Genomic DNA, 21,239 nt, shown 5'->3' on the forward strand with positions numbered 1-21,239 from the left:
TCATGCCTCCTATATCGCAAGCCCGGTGCCGGAGCGTCAGGCCTGCGCCTTTACCCCGGTAAACGTCCTCCGATGGATCGGGGTCGAACCGCAGCGCTCCAGAGCCGCCAGATGCTCCGCCGTACCGTAGCCAGCGTTTTTTTCAAAGCCGTATTGCGGATAGATTTCTGCGTATTTTGCCATGATTCGGTCTCGTGTCACCTTTGCGACGACCGAGGCCGCCGCGATGGAGACACTTTTGCCGTCTCCGCCGATGATCGGCAATTGTCTGTAGGGCAGATCCTTCAACTGAACAGCGTCGATCAGGCAAGCGTCCGGGGCAATCGAAGCATCTGCGATAGCCAGCTTCATCGCTTCTTTCGTCGCTTCCAAAATATTGATCTCATCGATGCGTTCGGCGGATACGATGCCAATCCCGACCGCAACCGCTTTGGATGCAATGACTTCGTAAAATGCTTCTCTCGTCGCAGCCGGCAACTTTTTCGAATCATTCAAACCAGGCAGGTAAAAATCTGGCGGCAAACAGACAGCCGCAGCCACTACAGGCCCCGCCAGAGGGCCTCGTCCTACTTCGTCGATGCCGAGAAGATGCTCATATCCCTCAGCCCGGAGCGACCGTTCAAACGTGGTCATCTCCTCCCACTGGCAGGCAAGCTTCTCCTGTCTGGCCTTGGCTTGCTCCATTTGGCGCACAAGGTCATGCACGCCTTTTCGTTTATCTTCTTTCAGCAATTGTAAAAAATCTTTCGGGACCTCGTCCATTTTTTCTAGCAGATCCCGTATTTCTTTTATCGACATTTCGGCCAGATTCATTGATTCCATCACCTTACGCTATGTATTTACGAAAAAACCCGTCTACCCATTGGATAGACAGGTGTGTATCTGTAAGCCTCCTAAATGAGGGCTTGCGGCTTGCCGATCGGTTCTTCCATTTCCCAATCGATGGGGCGCTCCAGCGTAACGGTCCCCAATTTGCCTGACCGCAGGTCGCGCAAAAACAATTCGGCTGCCTTGTCATAGTCGATTTCTCCGCCTGATATGAGGCAGCCGCGCTTTTTGCCGATTTCCTCGAGCATGGTGACCCGGTCTTGGGGCAATTCCTTCAGCTTGAACCGCTCTGTCAAGCGTTCCGGGTAATAGTGCATCATGTAGCTGATCGCAAAGAGCGCCACTTCCGTAAAATCGATCAATTCATCCTTGATGGCGCCGCTCGCTGCCAGCCGAAGACCGACCATCTGGTCCTCAAACTTCGGCCACAGAATTCCTGGCGTATCGAGCAACTCCAAGGTGTCGCCCATTTTTACCCATTGCTGCGCCTTGGTAACAGCCGGTCTGTCACCCGTTTGCGCCACGGCACGCTTGGCCAGTCGGTTGATCAGCGAGGATTTCCCCACGTTTGGAATCCCGAGAATCATAATCCGGATCGCTCGGGCCTGCATGCCGCGCTCCGCTCGCTTGGCCAGCATATCCGCTGCCAGCTCCCTGCAGACTTCGGGCAGCCTGTTTACACCCTTCCCGCTCAGTGCATCGATCGGTAGGGTGCGGAGGTTTTGCTCCCGGAAGTATCGAACCCACTCTTCCGTTACCTTCTCATCTGCCAAATCGGCTTTGTTCAGCAGCAGCAGCCGCGGTTTATCGCTCACGATCTCGTCGATCATCGGATTGCGGCTGGATAGCGGCAGCCTGGAGTCAAGCAGTTCGATTACTACGTCAATCTGCTTCAGCTTCTCCGTAACCTGTCTGCGGGCCTTTGCCATATGTCCGGGAAACCACTGAATGGCCATGACGTCTCACCTGCCTTTTTGTCATACATATTCGTCCGATCAACGGGTTACCCGTATGTCGGAGAAGGGCCAAAATACAAACTCGGCACGTCCCACCACGCGATCCAGCCCAACTGGGCCGATGGCGCGGCTATCGTGACTGTTCAGGCGATTATCGCCAAGCACAAAAATTTGTCCTTCGCCGATCTGGAAGGGGCCGAAATCCTCAGTCAGCGGAATCTTCCTCTCCGCTGCTTCCTTGCGATTTTGGGCCAAGTAGGGCTCGTCTACGACTTTCCCGTTTATCAATAACTGGTCATCTTTCGCTTCGACCGTATCTCCCGCTACCGCGACAACCCGCTTGATATAATCCCGTTTTTCCTCAGCGTGGAAAACGATAATATCGCCGCGCTTCGGCTCGGAGAGATAGTAGATAGCTTTGTTGACCACCAATTTTTCGTTGTTATGTAAAGTGTGCTCCATCGATTCACCGTCTACGATGAAGGGGGCGAACAGAAACGTTCGGATGATAAACGCCAAAATGATCGCTATGCCTAGTGCCTTGAGCCATTCCCATGTCTCGTTTTTGGCTCGGCTGGAGGCGACTTCTTCGCTCATATTTCGATCCCTCCGCTTCTGCCGGTATGTTCCCCGAAATAGGGTTTCTCCATTCTTCTGCAATGGAAAAAGAGGCCCGGCTAGCAGGCCAGACCCCTTTTCTATCGAACACTTGCTATTATCGACGAATTTCCTTGATGCGGGCTGCCTTACCAACGCGATCGCGCAGATAGTACAGTTTCGCACGGCGAACTTTACCGTGGCGCACAACCTCGATCTTGTCGATCTTTGGAGTGTGTACCGGGAACGTACGCTCAACACCTACGCCGTAAGAAATCTTACGAACAGTGAAGGTTTCGCTGACACCTGTACCACGGCGGCGGATCACAACGCCTTCAAACAGCTGGATACGCTCGCGCTGACCCTCGATAACCTTAACGTGAACACGAACAGTGTCACCAGGTCGGAACGCAGGAATGTCCTGTTTCAGTTGCTCTTTTTCCAATTCACGAATTACTTGGTTCATCCTCAATTCCCTCCTTCCGATCAGACGTTCTTACTCGTCTATCAATAGCCGGCATGAAAACCGGGATACGAGTAGCGGACCGCCTTAGTCAGCGGGCAAAATTGCCACAAGAAGTATATTAGCATATTGATCTGCAAACTACAAGGTTTATTCCTTAGACAAGCCCGAATTTTTTTCCTCTTGTTCCAGCTCGCGCAGCAGCTTCTGCATGTCCTCGGTCATTTCCATAGCAGCCAGCAGGTCGGGCCTGCGCTCTTTTGTTCTCCTCAGGGATTCCTTCATCCGCCAGCGAACAATATTGGCATGGTGGCCCGAGAGCAAAATATCAGGCACCTTCCACCCGCGGAACTCAGCCGGGCGCGTATAGTGAGGATGCTCCAGCAATCCGGTGGTGAAGGAATCCTCCACAGCCGAGCTCTCATTGCCCAAAGCCCCGGGTTGGAGGCGGACGACACTGTCGATCACAACCATGGCAGCCAGCTCGCCACCTGTCAGCACGTAGTCGCCGATCGATATTTCATCGGTCACGAGATATTGGCGGATGCGTTCGTCATAGCCTTCGTAGTGCCCGCATATAAACACCAGGTGCTCTTCACGGGCCAGCTCCTCCGCCAGCTTTTGTCGATACGGCTTGCCTTGCGGACACATGAGGATAACCCGAGGCTTCGCCTCAGCGGTTACTGCCTCGACAGCCCGAAACAACGGTTCCGGCTTGAGAACCATGCCCCCGCCGCCGCCGTATGGCGTATCGTCCACGGTACCGTGCTTGCTCTCGGAAAACTCCCGAAAGTTTGTCACGTGAAAGTCCACGATTCCCTTTTCCTTGGCCTTGCCGAGAATGCTGCTCCCCAAGACTCCTTCGAACATTTCGGGAAACAGTGTCAATATGTCAATTCGCACCCATTGTCCTCCTCTACAGCAAGCCTTCCATCAGGTGGCAGACAACGCGTTTGCCGGCAATATCGACTTCCTTGATGCAATCGTCAATATACGGCAAAAGGATTTCTCCGCGCTTCCCTTTTACGACCCATACGTCATTGGCACCGGGCTGGAGGACATCGACGATTTTTCCCAGCTCTTCTCCCGTATCTGTCACCACCAGACAGCCTACCAGCTGGTGTATGTAAAATTCGTCTTCCTCCAGCTCCAGCAGGGCATCGTCCGGGATTTTCAGTTCGCCGCCCTTGTATTTCTCCACGTCGTTGATAGACGAGTACCCTTCAAAACTAAGGATTTCAAAATCCTTGTGGGAACGGCGGGTCGCTACTTTAAGCGTGATCGGCTTGTCCAAGGAAGGGTGGAACAAATACAGCTCGCTGCCTTTTTTAAACCGCTCGTCAGGGAAATCAGTCGTGGAAATGACCCTGACTTCTCCCCGCAGCCCTTGCGTATTTACCAGCTTTCCCACGGTATAGAAACGCTTTTCACTCATGCGGTTCCTCCTTTCGGTTCGCGAAAACCTGTGTTTCGAGTACAAGCAGTGACGAAGCACGGCTGTTTACCCGTTAGTCGGCGGTCCGTTTCTAATCTCGTTAACGACACCGTCTTTTATCAGGATTACCGTTCCTGACATTTTTTCTTCCCAAACGTCGCCAATTTCAATTTGAACCGGGCTTTGTACCGTCATATAGTCCAATTCCGCACCCGCAGGCAAGGTTTCCACCAGCCTCATCTGTACATGCAAATGCTCCTGCTTTTCCTGGCGGCGGCGCTCTTCCTGCGAAATTTTTTCCTGTACCTGCTGCAGCATGTCTGCCGATCGTTTGCGGGCATCAGCCAAAAGCTTTTTCGCCTGAAACTCCCACTGCTGCCATTCGTCCTGCTGTTGGCGAAGCTGCCTTTGGTACTGCTCGGTTAGCGCGGCACGAGACGCTTCGGTCAAAACGATTTTCACCTGGACCGTACGTAAGATCGTGAGCACGTCTGCCATTTCCTCCCGTAAGGACTAGTCGACATCTGGACCTATAGAAAAAAGACTGGGACACCTCCCAGCCTTTCCTAGACAATCTCAACCGTGACCCGCTTGTCCGTTTGCACAGATGCGGCGGTCACGACAGTGCGAAGAGCCTTCGCTATTCGCCCCTGCTTGCCGATGATCTTCCCCATATCATCGGGATGCACCGACAGTTCGTAGACGAGCGTGCGCTCTTTCTCCACCGCATTGACACGAACTTCATCAGGATGATCGACGAGAGCCTTTGCGATCGTTTCGACCAGTGCTTTCATCATCGGACCTCCAGATGAACGGCTTACTTGCCGTATTTCGTTTCGTGTACTTTCGCCATAACGCCTGCTTTGGAGAGCAGGTTGCGAACGGTATCAGTCGGAGCTGCACCGTTCAGGATCCATTGCACCGCTTTCTCAGTGTCAATGTTCACAACAGCCGGTTGAGCAACCGGGTTGTAGTAACCGATTTCCTCGATGAAACGGCCATCACGCGGAGAACGGGAGTCAGCAACAACTACACGGTAGAATGGAGCTTTCTTGGAACCCATACGCTTCAGACGGATTTTAACTGCCATGTTGTTCACCTCCTATATGGATCAACGCAATCAACTATGCGTTGGCAATGCTTATCTGAACCATCGCCGCCCTTGCTTTTGCAAAAAGAGGCGAAGAGATCATCCCACTTATTTAAATGGCGGCTTGAAATTGAACGGGAAGTTGTTTCCTCCCTGATTGCCGCCTTTGCCCATGAACGGAAGTCCGAAGCCTTTTTTCTTCGCCTTCTTTTTCATCTTGTCCGCGACGCCGGTAAACTGCTTCATCATTTTTTTCATCTCGTCAAACTGCTTGATGAACCGGTTTACTTCCTGAATCGTTGTCCCGCTGCCTGCCGCGATGCGTTTTCGGCGGCTGGCGTTGAGCAGCTCAGGGTTGGAGCGCTCTTCTTTGGTCATCGATTTGGCGATCGCCTCGACACGGGCAATCTGTTTTTCATCCACCTTTACGGAGCCCTTCATCTTGTTCATTCCCGGCATCATGCCGAGAAGGTCCTCAAAAGGTCCGAGGTTGCGCATTTGCTGCATGGCGTCGAGGAACATGTCAAACGTAAATTCCCCTTGGCGCATCTGGCGTTCCATCTCTTTGGCCTTCTCTTCATCGACGGCTTCCTGCGCCTTTTCGATCAGGCTGAGCACATCGCCCATCCCGAGAATCCGGGAGGCCATGCGATCCGGGTGAAACGGCTCCAGAGCATCCAGCTTTTCGCCCATCGCGGCAAATTTAATCGGCTTGCCTGTCACTGCTTTTACGGACAAGGCTGCACCGCCGCGCGTATCGCCGTCAAGCTTGGTCAGAATCACGCCCGTCAGCTCCAACTGGCTGTTGAAGCTCTCTGCCACGTTGACGGCATCTTGACCTGTCATCGCGTCGACTACGAGCAAAATTTCGTCCGGCTTGGCTACTTCGCGCACTTGCTTCAGCTCTTCCATCAGCGCTTCGTCAATATGCAGCCTGCCCGCCGTATCGATAATCACATAGTCGAGGTGATTGGCTTTCGCATGGTCGATCGCTTGTTTGGCGATCTCGACCGGACTTACCTGATCACCCAGAGAGAAAACGGGAACGTTCAGTTGATCCCCCAAAACCTGCAGCTGCTTGATGGCTGCCGGACGGTAAATGTCGGCTGCAACCAATAGCGGTTTGCGATTTTGCTTTTGCAAGTACTTGGCCAGCTTGCCAGTCGTCGTCGTCTTACCGGCCCCTTGCAGACCAGCCATCATGACGACTGTTGGCGGTCGGTGAGACGCGGCCAATTGGGCGACGTTTCCGCCCATTAATTCGATCAGCTCTTCGTTGACGATCTTGATGACCATCTGGCCGGGAGTGAGGCTCTTGAGCACCTCTTGCCCGACTGCCCGCTCTTTTACGCGAGCAACGAAATCCTTTACGACCTTGAAGTTGACGTCGGCTTCCAGCAGGGCCAGACGGACTTCGCGCATCGCCTCACTGACGACGGCCTCGTCGATCTTGCCTCTGCCGCGCAGTTTGTCAAATGCGCTCTGCAGCCGGCTGGCTAAGCTTTCAAACGCCATACGAGCCCTCCTAATCCATCTCTGACAGTTGGTGGAGCAAAGTCATCAAGTCATCTCTCGCTCCGCTGTCCGCAAGTCCCTCGACAATGCTCTCCATCCGGTTCAGCAAAGCCTGCCGCTGTTCATGCCGGGCCGACAAACGCAGCTTGTCTTCGTATTCGAAGAGCTGTTTCTCTGCCCGCTTGATGTGATCGTACACAGCCTGTCTGCTGACCTCGTGCATCTCGGCAATTTCGCCCAGCGACAAATCGTCCAGATAATACAATTCCAGATATTCGCGCTGCTTGCCCTTGAGAAGCGGTGCGTAAAAGTCAAACAAGAGATTAACTTGATTGGTTTTTTCGAGCATGTAACCAATCCTTTGCTGAGAGGTACTCGAATCATCCTGTAAAGACTTTTTCCTTTACAGCACGATACCTATACTACCTAATTCCCCATGTACTGTCAAGCTTTTTTATTGACAAGATTTTTGGAACAACAATTACGGTTCCTGTACGCGAAAGATCAAGCCTCCGGCTGCTGCTCGCCCTCTGTCTCCTGCGCGATCAGTCCGGCGAACAAGGCGTGGACAAACTGTTCCGGGTCAAACGGCTGCAAGTCGTCCATCCTCTCGCCAAGTCCCACGTATTTCACCGGGATGTTCAATTCGTTGCGAATCGCGATGACGATGCCGCCTTTTGCCGTACCGTCCAGCTTTGTGAGGACAATCCCTGTCACGCCGGCAGACTTTCCGAACGTTTTCGCTTGCGAGAGCGCATTTTGTCCCGTCGTGGCATCGAGCACGAGGAGCACTTCATGCGGCGCTCCTGGCAATTCCCGCTGCAGGACGCGGTGGACCTTGCTCAGCTCTTCCATCAGGTTTACTTTGTTTTGCAAACGTCCCGCCGTATCGCACAGGAGGATGTCCACTCCCCGCGATTTTGCCGCCTGCACTGCATCGTAGATCACGGCCGCGGGATCGGCTCCCTGCTGGTGCTTGATCACGTCCACGCCTACGCGGTCTCCCCACACTTCCAACTGTTCGATGGCGGCTGCGCGAAATGTATCGCCGGCTGCCAGCAGCACTTTTTTGCCTTGCTGCTTGAACATATGCGCCATCTTCCCGATCGTCGTCGTCTTTCCGACGCCGTTGACGCCGACAAACAGGATGACGTTCAAGCGGCCGTCCTCGATGTTCAGGCCCGCGTCCATGGAATCGTCATTTTTCAGCAGGGCAACCAGCTTCTCGGACAAGATCGGCTGCAAGTCCATCGCGTCTTCGATCTTTTGCTTGCGAACCTCGGAGCGGAGCTCGTCGATCAGCTCCATGACGGTATTGACCCCGACATCGGCGGTGATCAAAATTTCTTCCAGCTCTTCAAAGAAGTTCTCATCGATTTTTTTGTAGCGACGGACGAGATCCTCCACCTTTTCCACCAAGAGGTCTCGGGTCTTGGCCAATCCGTCTGTAAACTTCTGCGTGACTGCTTCCGATTTTTGTACAATCGCATCCCGCAAGCGTTTAAAAAAGCTCATCTTCATCTTCCTTTTCTGTCTGAGTAAAAGCGCCATGCCTTTACATGACTGGCTTTATCGGGCTTCTCAAGCCGACTCGATATATTTGCGCGTGTCCTCCAGCTTGACGGAAACGATCTTGGAAACGCCGCCCTCCTGCATCGTGACACCGTACAGCACATCGGCGCTCTCCATGGTGCCTTTCCTGTGAGTCACGCAAATAAACTGTGTCTGACCGCTGAATTGATGCATGTATTCGGCAAAGCGGTTGACATTGGCCTCGTCCAGCGCAGCCTCTACCTCGTCGAGCACGCAGAACGGCACCGGCTTGACCTTGAGTATGGCAAACAGCAGGGCCATCGCTGTCAGTGCGCGTTCTCCCCCTGAGAGGAGGGCGAGATTTTGCAGCTTTTTGCCGGGTGGCTGGGCGACGATGTCAATGCCCGTATCGAGCAGACTGTCTGGATTGGATAATACCAGATCGGCCCGGCCTCCGCCAAACAACTGGACAAATACGTCCCGGAACTGCTCCTGGATCGCGTCAAAGGTCTCCTTGAACCTGCGGGACATCTCCTGGTCCATTTCTTCGATCACCTGGTAGAGCATCGCTTTGGCTTCATTCAAATCCTCTTCCTGGGCACTGAGGAATTGCTGTCGCTCCGAAAGGCGTTCGTATTCTTCAATCGCGCCGAGGTTTACTGTACCGAGCGCGGCAATTTCTTTCTTCAAGCGGTTGACGATTTGCTGCTCGCTTTCAATCTCGCCGCGCGGCGGATATTTTTGCTTGGCCAGATCATAGCTCATTTCGTACTCTTGGGAGAGTTTGTTCAACAAGTGATCCAGTTCGACGTCAAAGCGGTTGACCTTGACCTCCTCCTGATGCAGGCTGTCTTCCAATGCTTTGAGCCGCTTGCGGATCTCTTTTACCTCCAGCTCCACCTGCTCCTGGCGATGGTACAGAGTCGCGCGTTCGCTACGGCGTTCCTGGATCAGCGAAGCGACTCGCTCTTTATCCTGGCGCAGCTCGGCGATCTTCTGGTCGAGCTCGGCACTGCTTGTTTCGTTCGTCGCCTCCAGCTCGTCGTAGGAAGCAAGTGTCTTATTCAGCTCTTCCCATTCGCGCTGCAGGGTCTTCTTTTGCTCTTCCAATCTCTCTACCTGCTCGACGCGGGATTGATGCTCAGAGCTCACCTGCGCATCCAGCACCTTCAAGCTGGTGATCCGTTGATTCATCTCTTCTTTTGATTCCAGTTGCTCCTGACGCTTTGCTTCCGCAGCGGCAATCTGGTCCGACAGCGCTTTTTCTTCCTCCGTCATCAGGGCGAGAGCTGCTTCCAGCTCCTCCAGCTTTTTGCGGGCTTCATTCATTTCCCGTTCGTAACCGGCAATGTCCTGATCGACCACGAGCAGCCGGTCGGAGAGATTTTTCCCTTCTCCCTCTGTCTGTTGCAGGATGACCTTCACTTCCTGCTCCTTGAGGCGAAGCTGTTCTCCCTGATTGCGCAGCTGCTCCTGCTCCTGCTCGATCTGAAGCAGCTCTTTGGTTACATTTTCCACCAGTGTAGTATGCCCAATAATGGCCTCGTCGATCTGGGTCATTTGCGCTTCCAGCTCTTCAGCCTGACGGTTTCTCCCCAGCAGGTTCGTCGAGTTTTTCTTCAAGGCGCCACCCGTCATGGAACCCCCGGCGTTGACGATGTCCCCTTCCAAAGTCACGACCCGGTAGCGGTACCCGATCGTGCGGGCTACGCGATTCGCCTGTTCAAGAGACTCTGTCACGATCACATTTCCCAGCAGTGACTCTACGATGGTCCGATACGCAGCATCATAGGAAACCAGTTCGCTGGCAATGCCGACGACGCCCGCCTCCTTGCCGAGAAGGCGCTTGTCCTCCGGCTGCAGACTGCGCGGACGGATGACATCCAGCGGGAGAAAGGTAGCTCGTCCCGCGTTGTGCTGCTTCAAATAAGCGATGGCAGCCCGGCCGGCAGCCTCATTTTCCACCACGACGTTTTGCAGCGCTCCGCCAAGGGCCACTTCCATCGCTGTCTCGTATTTCTCCGGTACGACAACCAGCTCCGCCACGGCGCCGTGAATACCTTGAAATCCGCGTTCCCGGGCCTTCAATATTTCCTTTACCCCTTGCTGGAAGCCGGCAAAGTCAGCCTGCATTTCCTTGAGCATATCCAAGCGGGAACGGATCGCTTCTTTGCGCTGCTCCGCCTGCCTCAGCTCGCGCCGGGCCGTCTCCAACCGGGCTTGTCCCTCGCGAATCCGTTCGAGTGATTCCTTGTAGCGGGCCAGCGTCTCCTCAAGTGCCGCTTCGATCTCCCGAAGCTGCCCCCGAAGCTCTTCGATTTTTCCGATCCGGGTCGCTTCCTCCTGGTCAAGCCGCTCTTTCTCGCTCGAAAGTCTTTCTGCACGGGCAAGGCCTGTCTGCAGTAGCTGCTGCTGATGGCGAATCTCATTTCGCAAATTGGCCAGATCGTTTACTTTTTCAAAGTAGTCGCCCTTTAGCCGCTCTACGTCGTCGGTCAGCGATTGGACCATGGCGTAAAACTGGTTCTCCGCCTCGCGCAGGGCAGCTTGGGCTTCCGAGAGCCGCTTGCTTGTCTCTTCCTTGCGGGCCAGCTCTCCCTCTAGTTCCGCTTCCACGGCGTGCTGCTTTTCCGTAATGCGGTGAAGCTGCTCGATTGTTTGCGAGCGATTGGCTGCCAGGTTGCGCAGCCTTTCTTTCAACACTTCCCGCTGCCCCTCTACTTTTTCCGTCTCCTCACTGACGGTCAAGAGAACCTGCTGCAACTCCTCAATCGATTCATCTATCTGGCTGACGTGAAACTTCGCCTTCTCCAGATCGGCTTCTCTGGAGGATGCCTGCGCCGACTGTCCGGCCAGCTCTTCCTGAAGCTCCTGGACGCGTCTTCCCGCTTCCTCCCACTTCGCATGGGCGGCTTCGATCTGCTGTACGTAAAGGGAGATTTCATGCTCAACCAGTGTCTGATGCAATTGCTTATAGGTACGTGCGGTTTCGGCCTGTTCTTTCAAAGGGCCGACCTGCTCGTTTATCTCGCTGACAATATCATGAATACGAACGAGATTTTGTTCCGTTTCATCCAGCTTTTTCTCTGCTTCCCGCTTGCGGCTCTTGTATTTGACGATCCCTGCCGCCTCTTCGAAAATGCCGCGGCGGTCTTCGGATTTCGTGCTGAGGATTTCCTCGATCTTTCCTTGTCCGATGATCGAGTATGCTTCTTTTCCGAGCCCGGTATCCATGAACAGCTCCATAATGTCCTTGAGCCGGCACGCTCGTTTATTTATGTAATATTCGCTATCGCCCGAACGATACACCCGACGGGTCACGGATACTTCCGAATACTCCACGTCGAGAGACCTGTCGGTATTGTCCAGCGTTAAGGTCACTTCTGCATAATTTACCGGTTTTCGCGAGTCGCTGCCGGCAAAAATGATGTCTTCCATCTTGGCTCCGCGAAGAGACTTGGCGCTCTGTTCGCCGAGCACCCAGCGGATCGAGTCCGAGACGTTGCTTTTGCCGCTGCCGTTTGGTCCGACTACAGCGGTGACACCAGGGACAAATTCAAGCTCTGTCCGGTCTGCAAACGATTTGAACCCTGCCAGTTCCAGGCGTTTCAAATACATACGAATGGTCCTCCTACCAAAAAAGCTCCTGTTTTGAAGCTCTACAAAGAAACTGTCACTACTTGAATAGCGTTCTAAAAGAAAGCTCCTGCCTGGGACAGGAGCGCAAGATTTTTTCTAGGACATTCCCTTTATAGTGTACCATATAACTGCAATCGAGCGGTATCTTTCTCCGTCCTGACAGATGGAGCCTTTGCTGTACGCTTCTACAAACCATATGAAAAAAGAGCGAGACAAGCACAGGCGCTTCCTCACTCTCCTTCATACTCATTTTCCGTATTACTTGGCACCGAGTAGAATCAATGCTTTTGCGGCTGCCTGTTGTTCCGCTTCTTTCTTGGAACGGCCTGTGCCAACACCCAGCGACCGATTGTTCAAAAGCACTTCGGACACAAACTCACGGTTGTGAGCAGGGCCTTTTTCTTCCAATATGCGGTAGTTGATTTCACCCAGGTTATCCTGCTGAACAAATTCCTGGAGCTGGCTCTTGAAGTCCGTCAGGTTGGTAAACTCCCCTTTATCCACGCGCGGATAAACGTATTTTTCCATAAAGGTGAAAACCGCATCCAGACCTTGGTCCAGGTAAAGCGCTCCGATAAATGCTTCAAACACATCTGCCAACAGAGCGGGCCGCTGCCGGCCACCCGTCAATTCTTCCCCTTTTCCCAAGAGAACGAGCTCACCAAAGCGAAGCAGCTCAGCAAACTTTACGAGTGAGGGCTCGCAGACGATCGCTGCTCGAAGCTTGGTCATTTCGCCCTCGCTCATCTTGGGAAAAGTTTTATACAGGAACTGGGAAACGGTAAGCTCCAGGACAGCGTCGCCGAGAAACTCCAGCCGCTCGTTATCCTGTATACGCTTGCCGCGTTGCTCGTTGACGTAAGAAGAATGGGTGAACGCTTGCCGCAAAACACTCTCGTCGCGAAACCGGATGCCAATGGTTTCTTGCAGCTCGGCGAAATTCATCACCCTCACCACCATCCCCGAAGACTTCCTACTCTTTTTGTGAGCAGGGACCATTTATGCCTCGTAACGCTTTAAAATAATGGTTGCGTTGTGACCGCCAAATCCAAACGTATTGGAAAGGGCCACATTCACCTTCGCCTTGCGTGCTTCATTCGGTACATAATCCAGATCGCACTCTGGATCGGGGTTCTCCAGATTAATCGTCGGCGGCAAGATTTGATCACGGAGCGCGAACGCCGTTGCAATCGCTTCTACCCCGCCTGTTGCACCGAGCAGGTGCCCCGTCATCGATTTGGTCGAGCTGACTGCAAGCTTGTATGCATGCTCGCCAAACACTTCCTTGATCGCCATCGTTTCCGCAATGTCCCCTTGACCCGTGGAAGTACCGTGTGCATTAATGTACTCCACTTCGGAAGGTTCGATACCTGCGTCTCTCAGTGCGTTCTTCATGCAGCGGGCAGCACCCTCGCCTCCCGGTGATGGAGCGGTGATGTGATGGGCGTCCGCGCTCATGCCGTAGCCGATCACCTCTGCGAGAATGGTAGCCCCGCGTTTTTTCGCGTGCTCAAGCTCTTCGAGAATAAGCACGCCCGCACCCTCGCCCATGACAAATCCGTCGCGGTCACGGTCAAACGGCCTGCTGGCCTTCGTCGGTTCGTCATTTCGCGTAGACATAGCCTTGGCAGAACAAAAGCCGGCAAACGCCATCGGACGGATCGTCGCTTCTGCGCCCCCGGTGATCATGACATCCGCTTGATCGTATTGGATCAGGCGAAGCGCGTCGCCAATCGCGTTCGTTCCAGTCGCACATGCGGTAATCGCACTGGAAGTAGGCCCTTTGGCTCCGTATTGAATGGACACGGCTCCAGAAGCCATATTCGCGATAAGCATCGGGATAAAGAACGGGCTGACGCGGCGCGGCCCTTTTTCCAGCAGCACCTGATGCTGCTCCTCCCAAGTGCTGAGCCCCCCGATGCCTGATCCGATGTATACACCAACACGTTCGGCATTTTCAGCTGTGATTTCCAGCTTGGCGTCCTCCACAGCCATCTTGGCAGCAGCCAGTCCAAACTGAACGAATCGGTCTGTACGTCGAATATCTTTTTTATCCATATAGTCTTCTGGATTGAAATCTTTGACTTCCCCTGCAATTTGCGTCGGGTAGTCAGAGGCATCGAAAGAAGTAATCGGTGAAATGCCCGACTTTCCTTCCAGCAAGCTATTCCAGAATGTCGTCGCGTCATTGCCAAGCGGCGAAACAACGCCAACGCCAGTAATCACCACTCTGCGTTTCATAAGGTATCACCTCTATAATGAAGTCAGCCATACGCTTCCTTGTTGCTTTTTAGGGGTTGAACTGCGATCGGAAATGGAGAAAGGAAGGGGGAAGCCCCGACCATGCGGGACTTCCACTGAATGGAACTACTTGTTAGCTGTTATGTAGGAAACAACCTCACCAACAGTAGTGATCTTTTCAGCGTCTTCGTCGGAAATTTCCAGATCGAATTCGTCTTCCAGTTCCATTACCAGTTCAACAACATCCAGGGAGTCAGCACCAAGATCTTCTTTGAAAGAAGCCTCCAAAGTGATTTTGGACTCATCTACACCCAGACGATCTACGATGATTTTTTTCACACGATCAAATGTATCTGCCATTTTGCTTCACCCCCTCTCCCCGTAATTATAGTGGATGAGCCTATGAAAAACTAGCAGGCTCTTTGTTACATGTACATACCGCCGTCAACGTGAAGCGTCTGTCCGGTCATATAGCCAGCAGCATCTGAAGCCAGGAACAGAACGACGCGGGCGATGTCCTCGGCCTGTCCGAAACGGCCCAACGGGATTTGACCCAGCATCGACGATTTCACGTCTTCCGGCAAAGCGGCGGTCATATCGGTATCGATAAAACCGGGAGCGACCGCATTTACCGTGATACCGCGGGAGGAAAGCTCACGCGCAGAGGTCTTCGTCAGTCCGATCACGCCCGCTTTTGCGGCCACGTAGTTGGCCTGGCCCGGATTGCCCATCACACCGACAACGGACGTAATGTTGATAATCCGGCCGGATCGCTGCTTCATCATCGGGCGGGTCGCTGCCTTGATGCAGTTGAACACGCCTTTGAGATTGATTGCGATCACATCGTCCCATTCCTCTTCTTTCATCCGCATCAGCAAATTGTCGCGGGTAATTCCCGCATTGTTGACGAGGATGTCAATGGTTCCAAAGTGATCCAAAGCCTCTTTAAACATATTGTTTACTTCTTCGGCATCGGCTACATTCGCCCGTACCATAATCGCGTCGCGGCCCAGCTCTTTCACCTTGGCAACGGTTTCGGCCGCAGCCGCTTCACTGCCTGAGTAGTTCACCACGATATTGGCTCCCGCTTCAGCCAGAGTCAAGGCGATCGCACGCCCAATTCCCCGGGAAGCACCCGTAACGAGCGCCGTTTTTCCTGTGATCATAGGATACCTCCGTTCAACAGCTCCGTCAGCGATTCCATATCCTGTACGGAGACGATTTTCGTCTCGGCCGGGGCGATTTTTTTGATCAAGCCTGCCAAAACTTTTCCTGGACCTACCTCAACGAAGGTTGTGACCCCCTGCTCGACCATCCATTGAATGGTATCTTCCCACAATACAGGGGCCGCTACCTGTTGGATCAAGCTGTCCACAATGGTTCCCGCATCCGAAACAGGACGAGCCGAGACGTTCGCCACTACCGGCACAGAAGCAGCCTGTACGCTGACTTCTGCGAGCACAGACTGAAGCTTATCGGCCGCAGGCTGCATCAGACTGGAGTGAAACGGTCCGCTTACGTTAAGCGGCAGTACCCGCTTGGCTCCGGCTGCTTTGGCCTTTTCGCCTGCCAGCTTTACGCCCTCAGCCGATCCGGAAATAACGATCTGTCCAGGGCAGTTCATATTGGCTAGTTGGACAGGGTTCCCGGCACCGCTGACTTCCTCGCAAACAGCATGCAGGGCTCCGCGCTCCATCCCGAGAACGGCTGCCATGGCGCCCTGGCCTGCCGGTACGGCTTCCTCCATGAACTGGCCGCGTGCCCGTACGACTTTCACCGCGTCCGTGAAGGACAGGGCTCCTGCCGCCACCAGCGCAGAATATTCGCCCAAGCTATGGCCCGCATAAAAATCAACCTTCATATCCGCTTTCTTTTCCCGAAGCGCCTCCAGTACGGCTACACTTGCCGTCAAAATGGCCGGCTGTGTATTGGCCGTCAGGCGAAGCTCTTCTTCCGGACCTTCAAAGCAAAGACGAGAGAGGGAAAAACCGAGCGCTTCATCGGCTTGTTCAAAAATGCGCCGTGCGGCATCTGACTGTTGCGACAGCGCCTGGCCCATTCCGACAAATTGAGATCCCTGTCCCGGGAACACAAATGCCACCTTACCCATTACTTTTCTCCTCCTTCCGCTTCTTGGGTCGACCATTTAAGCAAGGTCGCACCCCAGGTGAGTCCGCCGCCAAAGCCGACGAGAATCACGTTGTCTCCTTCCTTCAGCCGCCCTTCCTGGATCGCTTCGTCCAGCGCAACAGGGATCGATGCGGAAGACATGTTTCCGTAGCGGTCCAGGTTAATGGCCACTTTATCTTCGGAGAGGCCGAAGCGTTGAATCGCCGAGTCAATGATGCGCTTGTTTGCCTGATGCGGCACCAGCAGGTCGATGTCTTCCTTGGAGGCACCCGATTTTTCCAGCACGGCTTCCGTAGCGGAGTTCATGACACGCACCGCAAACTTGAACACTTCTCCGCCAGCCATCGAAATGTAGTGGAGATTGTTTTCAATGGATTCGGCGGAAGCCGGGATTCGGGAACCGCCAGCCGGTTGAGACAGAAGTGCGCCGCCCGATCCGTCTGCCCCCAGCTCAAATGCCTGGAACCCGAGACCATCCTTGACCGGTCCGAGTACCGCAGCCCCTGCACCGTCTCCGAACAAAACGCATGTATTGCGGTCCTTGTAGTTGGTGATTTTGGAGAGCGTCTCCACCCCTACGACGAGGATATAACGGTACAGTCCGTTGGCGATGAACTGGCTTCCCGTTGCAATCCCGTACAAAAATCCGGTACACGCAGCCGAAACATCCAGTGCCGCGGCTTTCTTCGCCCCCAGCTTTTCTTGCAAGATGCAGGCTGTCGATGGGAACATCGTGTCAGGCGTAACCGTAGCCACAATAATCATGTCAAGCTGTTCCGGACTGATATTCGCTTTGGCCAGCGCTTTTTTCGCGGCTTCCAGGGCCAAATCGGAAGAAGCCTGCTCCGGTCCGCAAATGCGGCGTTCCCGGATACCCGTGCGGCTCACGATCCATTCATCCGAGGTTTCCACCATTTTTTCCAGATCAAAGTTGGTCAGCACTCTCTCAGGTGTATAGGAGCCTGTCGCCAAAATTCCTACCGAACGCGTTCCTTTCATCTGTTCTCACTCACTTTCTCCCGGTGTATTTTTCTGCAAGGCGTCCTGAATGTACCCGTTCACATCCTGTGAAACGAAACGTACGCCACTGGCTATCGCATTTTTGACCGCTCGTTCGTCTGACGAGCCGTGCGCCTTGATGACTGGTCGCCGCAATCCCAAAAGCGGTGCTCCTCCGTATTCCGCGTAATCCATCCGTTTGCGGAACCGGACCAGACCCGGTTTTAGAATAGCCGCCCCTACTTTATTAATCAAACTGGAAGTAAATTCCTGCTTCAAGACAGAAAAGATTGTCGCTGCCGTGCCTTCCATTGCTTTTAACAGCACGTTTCCAACAAAGCCGTCAGAAACAAGCACGTCGCACTCGCCCTGCATGACATCGCGGGACTCCACATTTCCGATGAAATGCAAATCGGCATCCACGAGCATTCCGTAAACGGCTTTTGTCAGCTCGTTTCCCTTGCCTTCTTCCGTCCCGACGTTCAACAGCCCCACGCGGGGACGTTCAAAGCCAAGCACCTTTTCCGCGTACAGGCTTCCCATGATTGCGTATTGATAGAGATGCTGCGGCTTGGCGTCCATATTGGCTCCAACATCAAGCGCCAACGTGACCCTTCCTTTGATGTTGGGGATAAAGGCAGCAAGCGCAGGCCGTTCGATTCCTTCCATTCTTCCGCACAGCAGAAGTCCGGCAGTCATAAGCGCACCCGTATTTCCTGCCGAAATCGCAGCATCTACCTTGCCTTCCTTGGCAAGCTGCACCGTTACGACGAGAGACGAATCCTTTTTTCGCCGGACGGCCCGCACCGGTTCATCATCAGCCTCAATGATTTCCGACGTATGGTGGATTTCCAAACCGGACGGAAGCTCTCCAGGCAGTTCACGCCGTATGGCTTCCTCGTCTCCCACCAGCACCACCGTTAAAGCCGGATTCTCTTTGACTGCCTCCCATGCGCCCAGTACAGCGCTTCGCGGAGCGTTGTCTCCTCCCATCGCATCCAATGCGATTCGCATCCGTGTCCCTCCTTGTTTGCTCATATATTTCTCGTGCTGACATTTGACATCCCGACGACTCGGAATGTCGCTGTAAAAACGAGCTCTCCCTGCACCTTTGTTTCGACGCGAACCTTGCATTCATCGCCATCGCGATTTCGTACGACCGCTTTGGCTACCAGCTTTTCGCCCAGTCTGACCGGGCGGACAAAGCGAATGCGTGCAGTCGCGGTCAAAGCCACATCGGCATCGATGACAGCGACTGCCAGTGAATTGGCTTGCGCAAATATGTAGTGGCCTCGAGCGATTTGTGTCCGAGCAAAAACATGCTCTTCTTTAATTTCAAGTACAGAGATTGCCTGTACGTCCAGTTGAAGGTCAACCACGTCGCCGATCACTTCATCGATCCCAAGCGATTTTACCGGGTCGAGATTTTTTTCGGCAACGGACTTGATACGCTCGCGCAGCTCCGGTATTCCAAGTTCCAAACGGTCTAACCGTATTGTTTGAATACTGACCTGAAATAACTCAGCCAGATCCTCGTCAGTGGCAAAAGGATTCTCCTGCAGAAACTGCACCAGACGATTCTGGCGGTCTTTTTTTGGCAAGCGGGCGATGCTCAACACCCCCAGTGCGTCTTTATTCGCATCCATATGTTTACGAGCTGTTTTTAATACCAGGTACCAACCAAAGTATAAGGGAGGATGCTTGCAATTACAAGTAAAGATCAGGGGTTGCGGCAAAAAAACGACCATAGACCTGTGATTTTTGAAGGGGAATGGTTCCCCAAGGTCCATTTTGAAGCAAAGACCTTCGCCTGAAAGAAAATCCGGCTTCCATCGCCGGTCGAGCAATGTAAATACAAAAACTAAAAAGGAGCCCCGACCATCAGGAGCTCCCCTTTGATAAATTTGCCTGCCGTCACGCTGTTGCCATAACGCCGGCCCGGCAAAGTTTATCCCGTTTCACTATTCGGTTGCATCCTCTTTAGCCAAGTGCTTGGTCGCCTGAATCCAGTCCACATTGTTGGCCCGCAAGGCATCCTGAATCTCTTCGGCAGGTTCTTCGTCCGTAATGACGACATCGATGCGCTCCAGTCCCGCTACCCGATACAGCAGCTGGACGCCGAATTTGGAGTGGTCGGCAAGCACGTAGATCGCGTCCGCGCGGCGCATCATCTCCCGGAGGATCAAGCCATCCTCCTCAGACCACGAGAACAAGCCATGCACTGTGATTCCGCAAGCCCCGATGAACAGCTTGTTGACGTGAAAATCGGAGAGCATTTGCACCGCTCGGGGACCGTACACATACCGGTTCTCGAGATCCAGATCGCCTCCGAGCAACTTGACAGAGACATTGCCCTTGTCGGCGAGAACCGCGGCAATATCAATCGAGTTCGTAATGACCACGTTATCCTTGGATTCCATCTTCTCCGCTGCGAAGCGAACCGTAGTGGAGGCATCCATCATCACCGATTCGCGGTCCTGGATAAAACGCGCTCCAAGCATGCCTATCGCCCGTTTCCCCTCAGACTCCAGCTGAAGCCGTTCCTGATAGGAGCGGATTTGTCTTGCTGAGCCGGGCAGGATCGCCCCTCCACGGGTGCGGACAATTGACCCCTGCTCCTCCAGCTTGAGGATGTCTCTGCGCGCCGTATCGCGTGAAACCTTGAATTGCTCTACGATATCCTGGACGCCGATACGCTCATGCTGCTCCAGATAGCGAAGAATCGCCATCAATCGTTCTTCCTGGTACACACAAGTCAACTCCGTAATGGATTTGCATCGTTCCTTGCTTCATTGTATGCATTATTTTCAGCAATTTCAAGTGAAATCAAGTCATTTAGGTGCGTTTTATTTCATTTTTCCTTTTAAACACTTACAATGACTTATACAAGCTTCATTCTATGCAATACTCCCCACTCCAACAGCCAAACAAAATAAAAAAAGCAAGGTGATTTCTCACCTTGCTCTTCTTACTTCGACACTTTCACACCTTTGTAGTGTCCGCAGCTCGGGCAAACGCGATGCGCGAGCTTGTATTCGCCACAATTATCGCATTTGATCATGCCAGGAATCTCTAATTTGAAGTGCGTACGACGCATTCTTTTACGGGTTTTGGAAGTTCTCCGTTGAGGTACTGCCATCTTCCTTACACCTCCTTCAACTGGTAAATGCTCAAGAAGCTCTATAGGGTGGATGGAATAGGCGAAACGCTTTTTGCCATCCGTTCAAAAATGAGACGCGCAGACCATCAGATCTGTCGTCACATCTTGAAAACAAGTTTACTTTCCGTCCTTGAAAAAGTCAGCCAATCCGGCCAAACGAGGGTCGATCCGCTCGTTTTTGCAGCCGCACGCTTGCTCGTTCCGATTGACGCCGCAGGTCGGGCACAAGCCCTTGCAATCATCCTCACAGAGAGGAAAAGCGGGTATGTCCAACAAAAAATCCTCTTGCAGCAAAGGAATCAGTTCGATTTCATCGCCTTCGAGCGGGATGATATCACTGTCTTCCTCATCTGCGAGCAGTGATTCCTCAGAGGCGAAGGTTTCTGAAAACGGAACCTCCGTATGCTGACGAAACGGCCTCAAACATCTGGCGCAAACGTAATCGACATCGGCTTTCATGTTTCCATTGACGTAGTACAGGTCACCGAGCTTGGTCGCTTCGCCCGACACTTCTACCGGCGTCAGATTGCGAATTTCGTGATGACGGCGCTTCAGCTCGTCCGCATCCAACGTAAGTCGAAATGGCAGCGGCTCCCCTTTGCGATGATCCAAGTCTACAATTTTAATATTCACGGCTTTTCACCTCATGCACA

24 protein-coding genes are annotated in these 21,239 nt (G+C 53.4%); all 24 read right to left on the reverse strand.

All coding sequences use genetic code 11. From position 1 onward, the window contains the following. Positions 1-36 precede the first annotated feature (36 nt). The 24 genes from NST37_RS15195 to NST37_RS15310 all read right to left on the reverse strand — a co-directional run bounded on the left by NST37_RS15195 (position 37) and on the right by NST37_RS15310 (position 21,219). Positions 37-813 (reverse strand): ribonuclease HII, encoded by a 777-nt coding sequence (locus tag NST37_RS15195; RefSeq protein WP_031932922.1) that lies wholly within the window; start codon positions 811-813, stop codon positions 37-39. 80 nt (positions 814-893) lie between these two features. After that, a complete protein-coding gene (gene ylqF / locus NST37_RS15200; protein ID WP_339185548.1) occupies positions 894-1,784 on the reverse strand; it encodes a ribosome biogenesis GTPase YlqF in 891 nt (296 codons plus the stop codon). A gap of 39 nt (positions 1,785-1,823) precedes the next feature. After that, complete coding sequence (gene lepB, locus NST37_RS15205; protein WP_003386020.1) at positions 1,824-2,381, reverse strand: signal peptidase I; 558 nt, start codon at positions 2,379-2,381, stop codon at positions 1,824-1,826. A gap of 118 nt (positions 2,382-2,499) precedes the next feature. Next, positions 2,500-2,847 carry a 50S ribosomal protein L19 gene (gene rplS / locus NST37_RS15210; protein ID WP_003386021.1) on the reverse strand — a complete coding sequence of 116 codons (348 nt, stop codon included), beginning with the start codon at positions 2,845-2,847 and terminating at the stop codon, positions 2,500-2,502. Between the two features lie 147 nt (positions 2,848-2,994). Continuing rightward, positions 2,995-3,747, reverse strand: coding sequence for a tRNA (guanosine(37)-N1)-methyltransferase TrmD (trmD, locus tag NST37_RS15215; protein WP_003386022.1), 753 nt, complete (start codon positions 3,745-3,747; stop codon positions 2,995-2,997). 13 nt (positions 3,748-3,760) lie between these two features. Continuing rightward, positions 3,761-4,279 carry a ribosome maturation factor RimM gene (gene rimM, locus NST37_RS15220; protein ID WP_024982988.1) on the reverse strand — a complete coding sequence of 173 codons (519 nt, stop codon included), beginning with the start codon at positions 4,277-4,279 and terminating at the stop codon, positions 3,761-3,763. A 66-nt stretch (positions 4,280-4,345) separates the two neighbouring features. Further along, on the reverse strand, positions 4,346-4,777 hold the full coding sequence (locus NST37_RS15225) for a YlqD family protein (RefSeq protein WP_003386024.1): 432 nt from the start codon (positions 4,775-4,777) through the stop codon (positions 4,346-4,348). Positions 4,778-4,845: 68 nt separating this feature from the next. Then, positions 4,846-5,073 (reverse strand): KH domain-containing protein, encoded by a 228-nt coding sequence (locus NST37_RS15230; RefSeq protein WP_003386025.1) that lies wholly within the window; start codon positions 5,071-5,073, stop codon positions 4,846-4,848. Positions 5,074-5,096: 23 nt separating this feature from the next. Next, complete coding sequence (gene rpsP / locus NST37_RS15235; RefSeq protein ID WP_003386026.1) at positions 5,097-5,369, reverse strand: 30S ribosomal protein S16; 273 nt, start codon at positions 5,367-5,369, stop codon at positions 5,097-5,099. A 108-nt stretch (positions 5,370-5,477) separates the two neighbouring features. After that, positions 5,478-6,884: a signal recognition particle protein gene (gene ffh, locus NST37_RS15240; protein WP_003386027.1), complete on the reverse strand. Its 1,407-nt coding sequence runs from the start codon at positions 6,882-6,884 to the stop codon at positions 5,478-5,480. A 10-nt stretch (positions 6,885-6,894) separates the two neighbouring features. After that, positions 6,895-7,233 (reverse strand): putative DNA-binding protein, encoded by a 339-nt coding sequence (locus NST37_RS15245; RefSeq protein ID WP_003386028.1) that lies wholly within the window; start codon positions 7,231-7,233, stop codon positions 6,895-6,897. Positions 7,234-7,388: 155 nt separating this feature from the next. After that, positions 7,389-8,399, reverse strand: a complete 1,011-nt coding sequence (gene ftsY / locus NST37_RS15250) for a signal recognition particle-docking protein FtsY (protein ID WP_003386029.1) — start codon at positions 8,397-8,399, stop codon at positions 7,389-7,391. A 66-nt stretch (positions 8,400-8,465) separates the two neighbouring features. After that, positions 8,466-12,035: a chromosome segregation protein SMC gene (gene smc / locus NST37_RS15255; RefSeq protein WP_031932923.1), complete on the reverse strand. Its 3,570-nt coding sequence runs from the start codon at positions 12,033-12,035 to the stop codon at positions 8,466-8,468. Positions 12,036-12,314: 279 nt separating this feature from the next. Then, positions 12,315-13,055 (reverse strand): ribonuclease III, encoded by a 741-nt coding sequence (rnc, locus tag NST37_RS15260; protein ID WP_031932924.1) that lies wholly within the window; start codon positions 13,053-13,055, stop codon positions 12,315-12,317. Continuing rightward, positions 13,056-14,297, reverse strand: a complete 1,242-nt coding sequence (gene fabF, locus NST37_RS15265) for a beta-ketoacyl-ACP synthase II (RefSeq protein ID WP_003386033.1) — start codon at positions 14,295-14,297, stop codon at positions 13,056-13,058. 126 nt (positions 14,298-14,423) lie between these two features. Then, positions 14,424-14,657: an acyl carrier protein gene (acpP, locus tag NST37_RS15270; protein ID WP_003386034.1), complete on the reverse strand. Its 234-nt coding sequence runs from the start codon at positions 14,655-14,657 to the stop codon at positions 14,424-14,426. Between the two features lie 65 nt (positions 14,658-14,722). Next, positions 14,723-15,463: a 3-oxoacyl-[acyl-carrier-protein] reductase gene (gene fabG, locus NST37_RS15275; RefSeq protein ID WP_003386035.1), complete on the reverse strand. Its 741-nt coding sequence runs from the start codon at positions 15,461-15,463 to the stop codon at positions 14,723-14,725. Next, positions 15,460-16,407: an ACP S-malonyltransferase gene (fabD, locus tag NST37_RS15280; RefSeq protein WP_003386036.1), complete on the reverse strand. Its 948-nt coding sequence runs from the start codon at positions 16,405-16,407 to the stop codon at positions 15,460-15,462. Before fabD ends, fabG begins: the two co-directional genes overlap by 4 nt. Next, complete coding sequence (locus NST37_RS15285) at positions 16,407-17,426, reverse strand: beta-ketoacyl-ACP synthase III (protein ID WP_003386037.1); 1,020 nt, start codon at positions 17,424-17,426, stop codon at positions 16,407-16,409. The genes fabD and NST37_RS15285 overlap by 1 nt, the downstream gene beginning before the upstream one ends. 6 nt (positions 17,427-17,432) lie before the next feature. Then, on the reverse strand, positions 17,433-18,560 hold the full coding sequence (gene plsX, locus NST37_RS15290) for a phosphate acyltransferase PlsX (protein ID WP_322630262.1): 1,128 nt from the start codon (positions 18,558-18,560) through the stop codon (positions 17,433-17,435). Beyond that, complete coding sequence (gene fapR / locus NST37_RS15295; protein WP_024982983.1) at positions 18,461-19,045, reverse strand: transcription factor FapR; 585 nt, start codon at positions 19,043-19,045, stop codon at positions 18,461-18,463. The genes plsX and fapR overlap by 100 nt, the downstream gene beginning before the upstream one ends. A gap of 342 nt (positions 19,046-19,387) precedes the next feature. After that, positions 19,388-20,176 carry a DeoR/GlpR family DNA-binding transcription regulator gene (locus tag NST37_RS15300; protein ID WP_031932925.1) on the reverse strand — a complete coding sequence of 263 codons (789 nt, stop codon included), beginning with the start codon at positions 20,174-20,176 and terminating at the stop codon, positions 19,388-19,390. 218 nt (positions 20,177-20,394) lie between these two features. Further along, a complete protein-coding gene (rpmF, locus tag NST37_RS15305) occupies positions 20,395-20,565 on the reverse strand; it encodes a 50S ribosomal protein L32 (protein ID WP_003386041.1) in 171 nt (56 codons plus the stop codon). Between the two features lie 138 nt (positions 20,566-20,703). Next, positions 20,704-21,219: a YceD family protein gene (locus tag NST37_RS15310; protein ID WP_003386043.1), complete on the reverse strand. Its 516-nt coding sequence runs from the start codon at positions 21,217-21,219 to the stop codon at positions 20,704-20,706. Positions 21,220-21,239 lie beyond the last annotated feature (20 nt).

The organism is Brevibacillus sp. FSL K6-6036 (assembly GCF_037964015.1).
In the GTDB taxonomy this organism is placed as follows: Bacteria; Bacillota; Bacilli; order Brevibacillales; family Brevibacillaceae; genus Brevibacillus; species Brevibacillus borstelensis.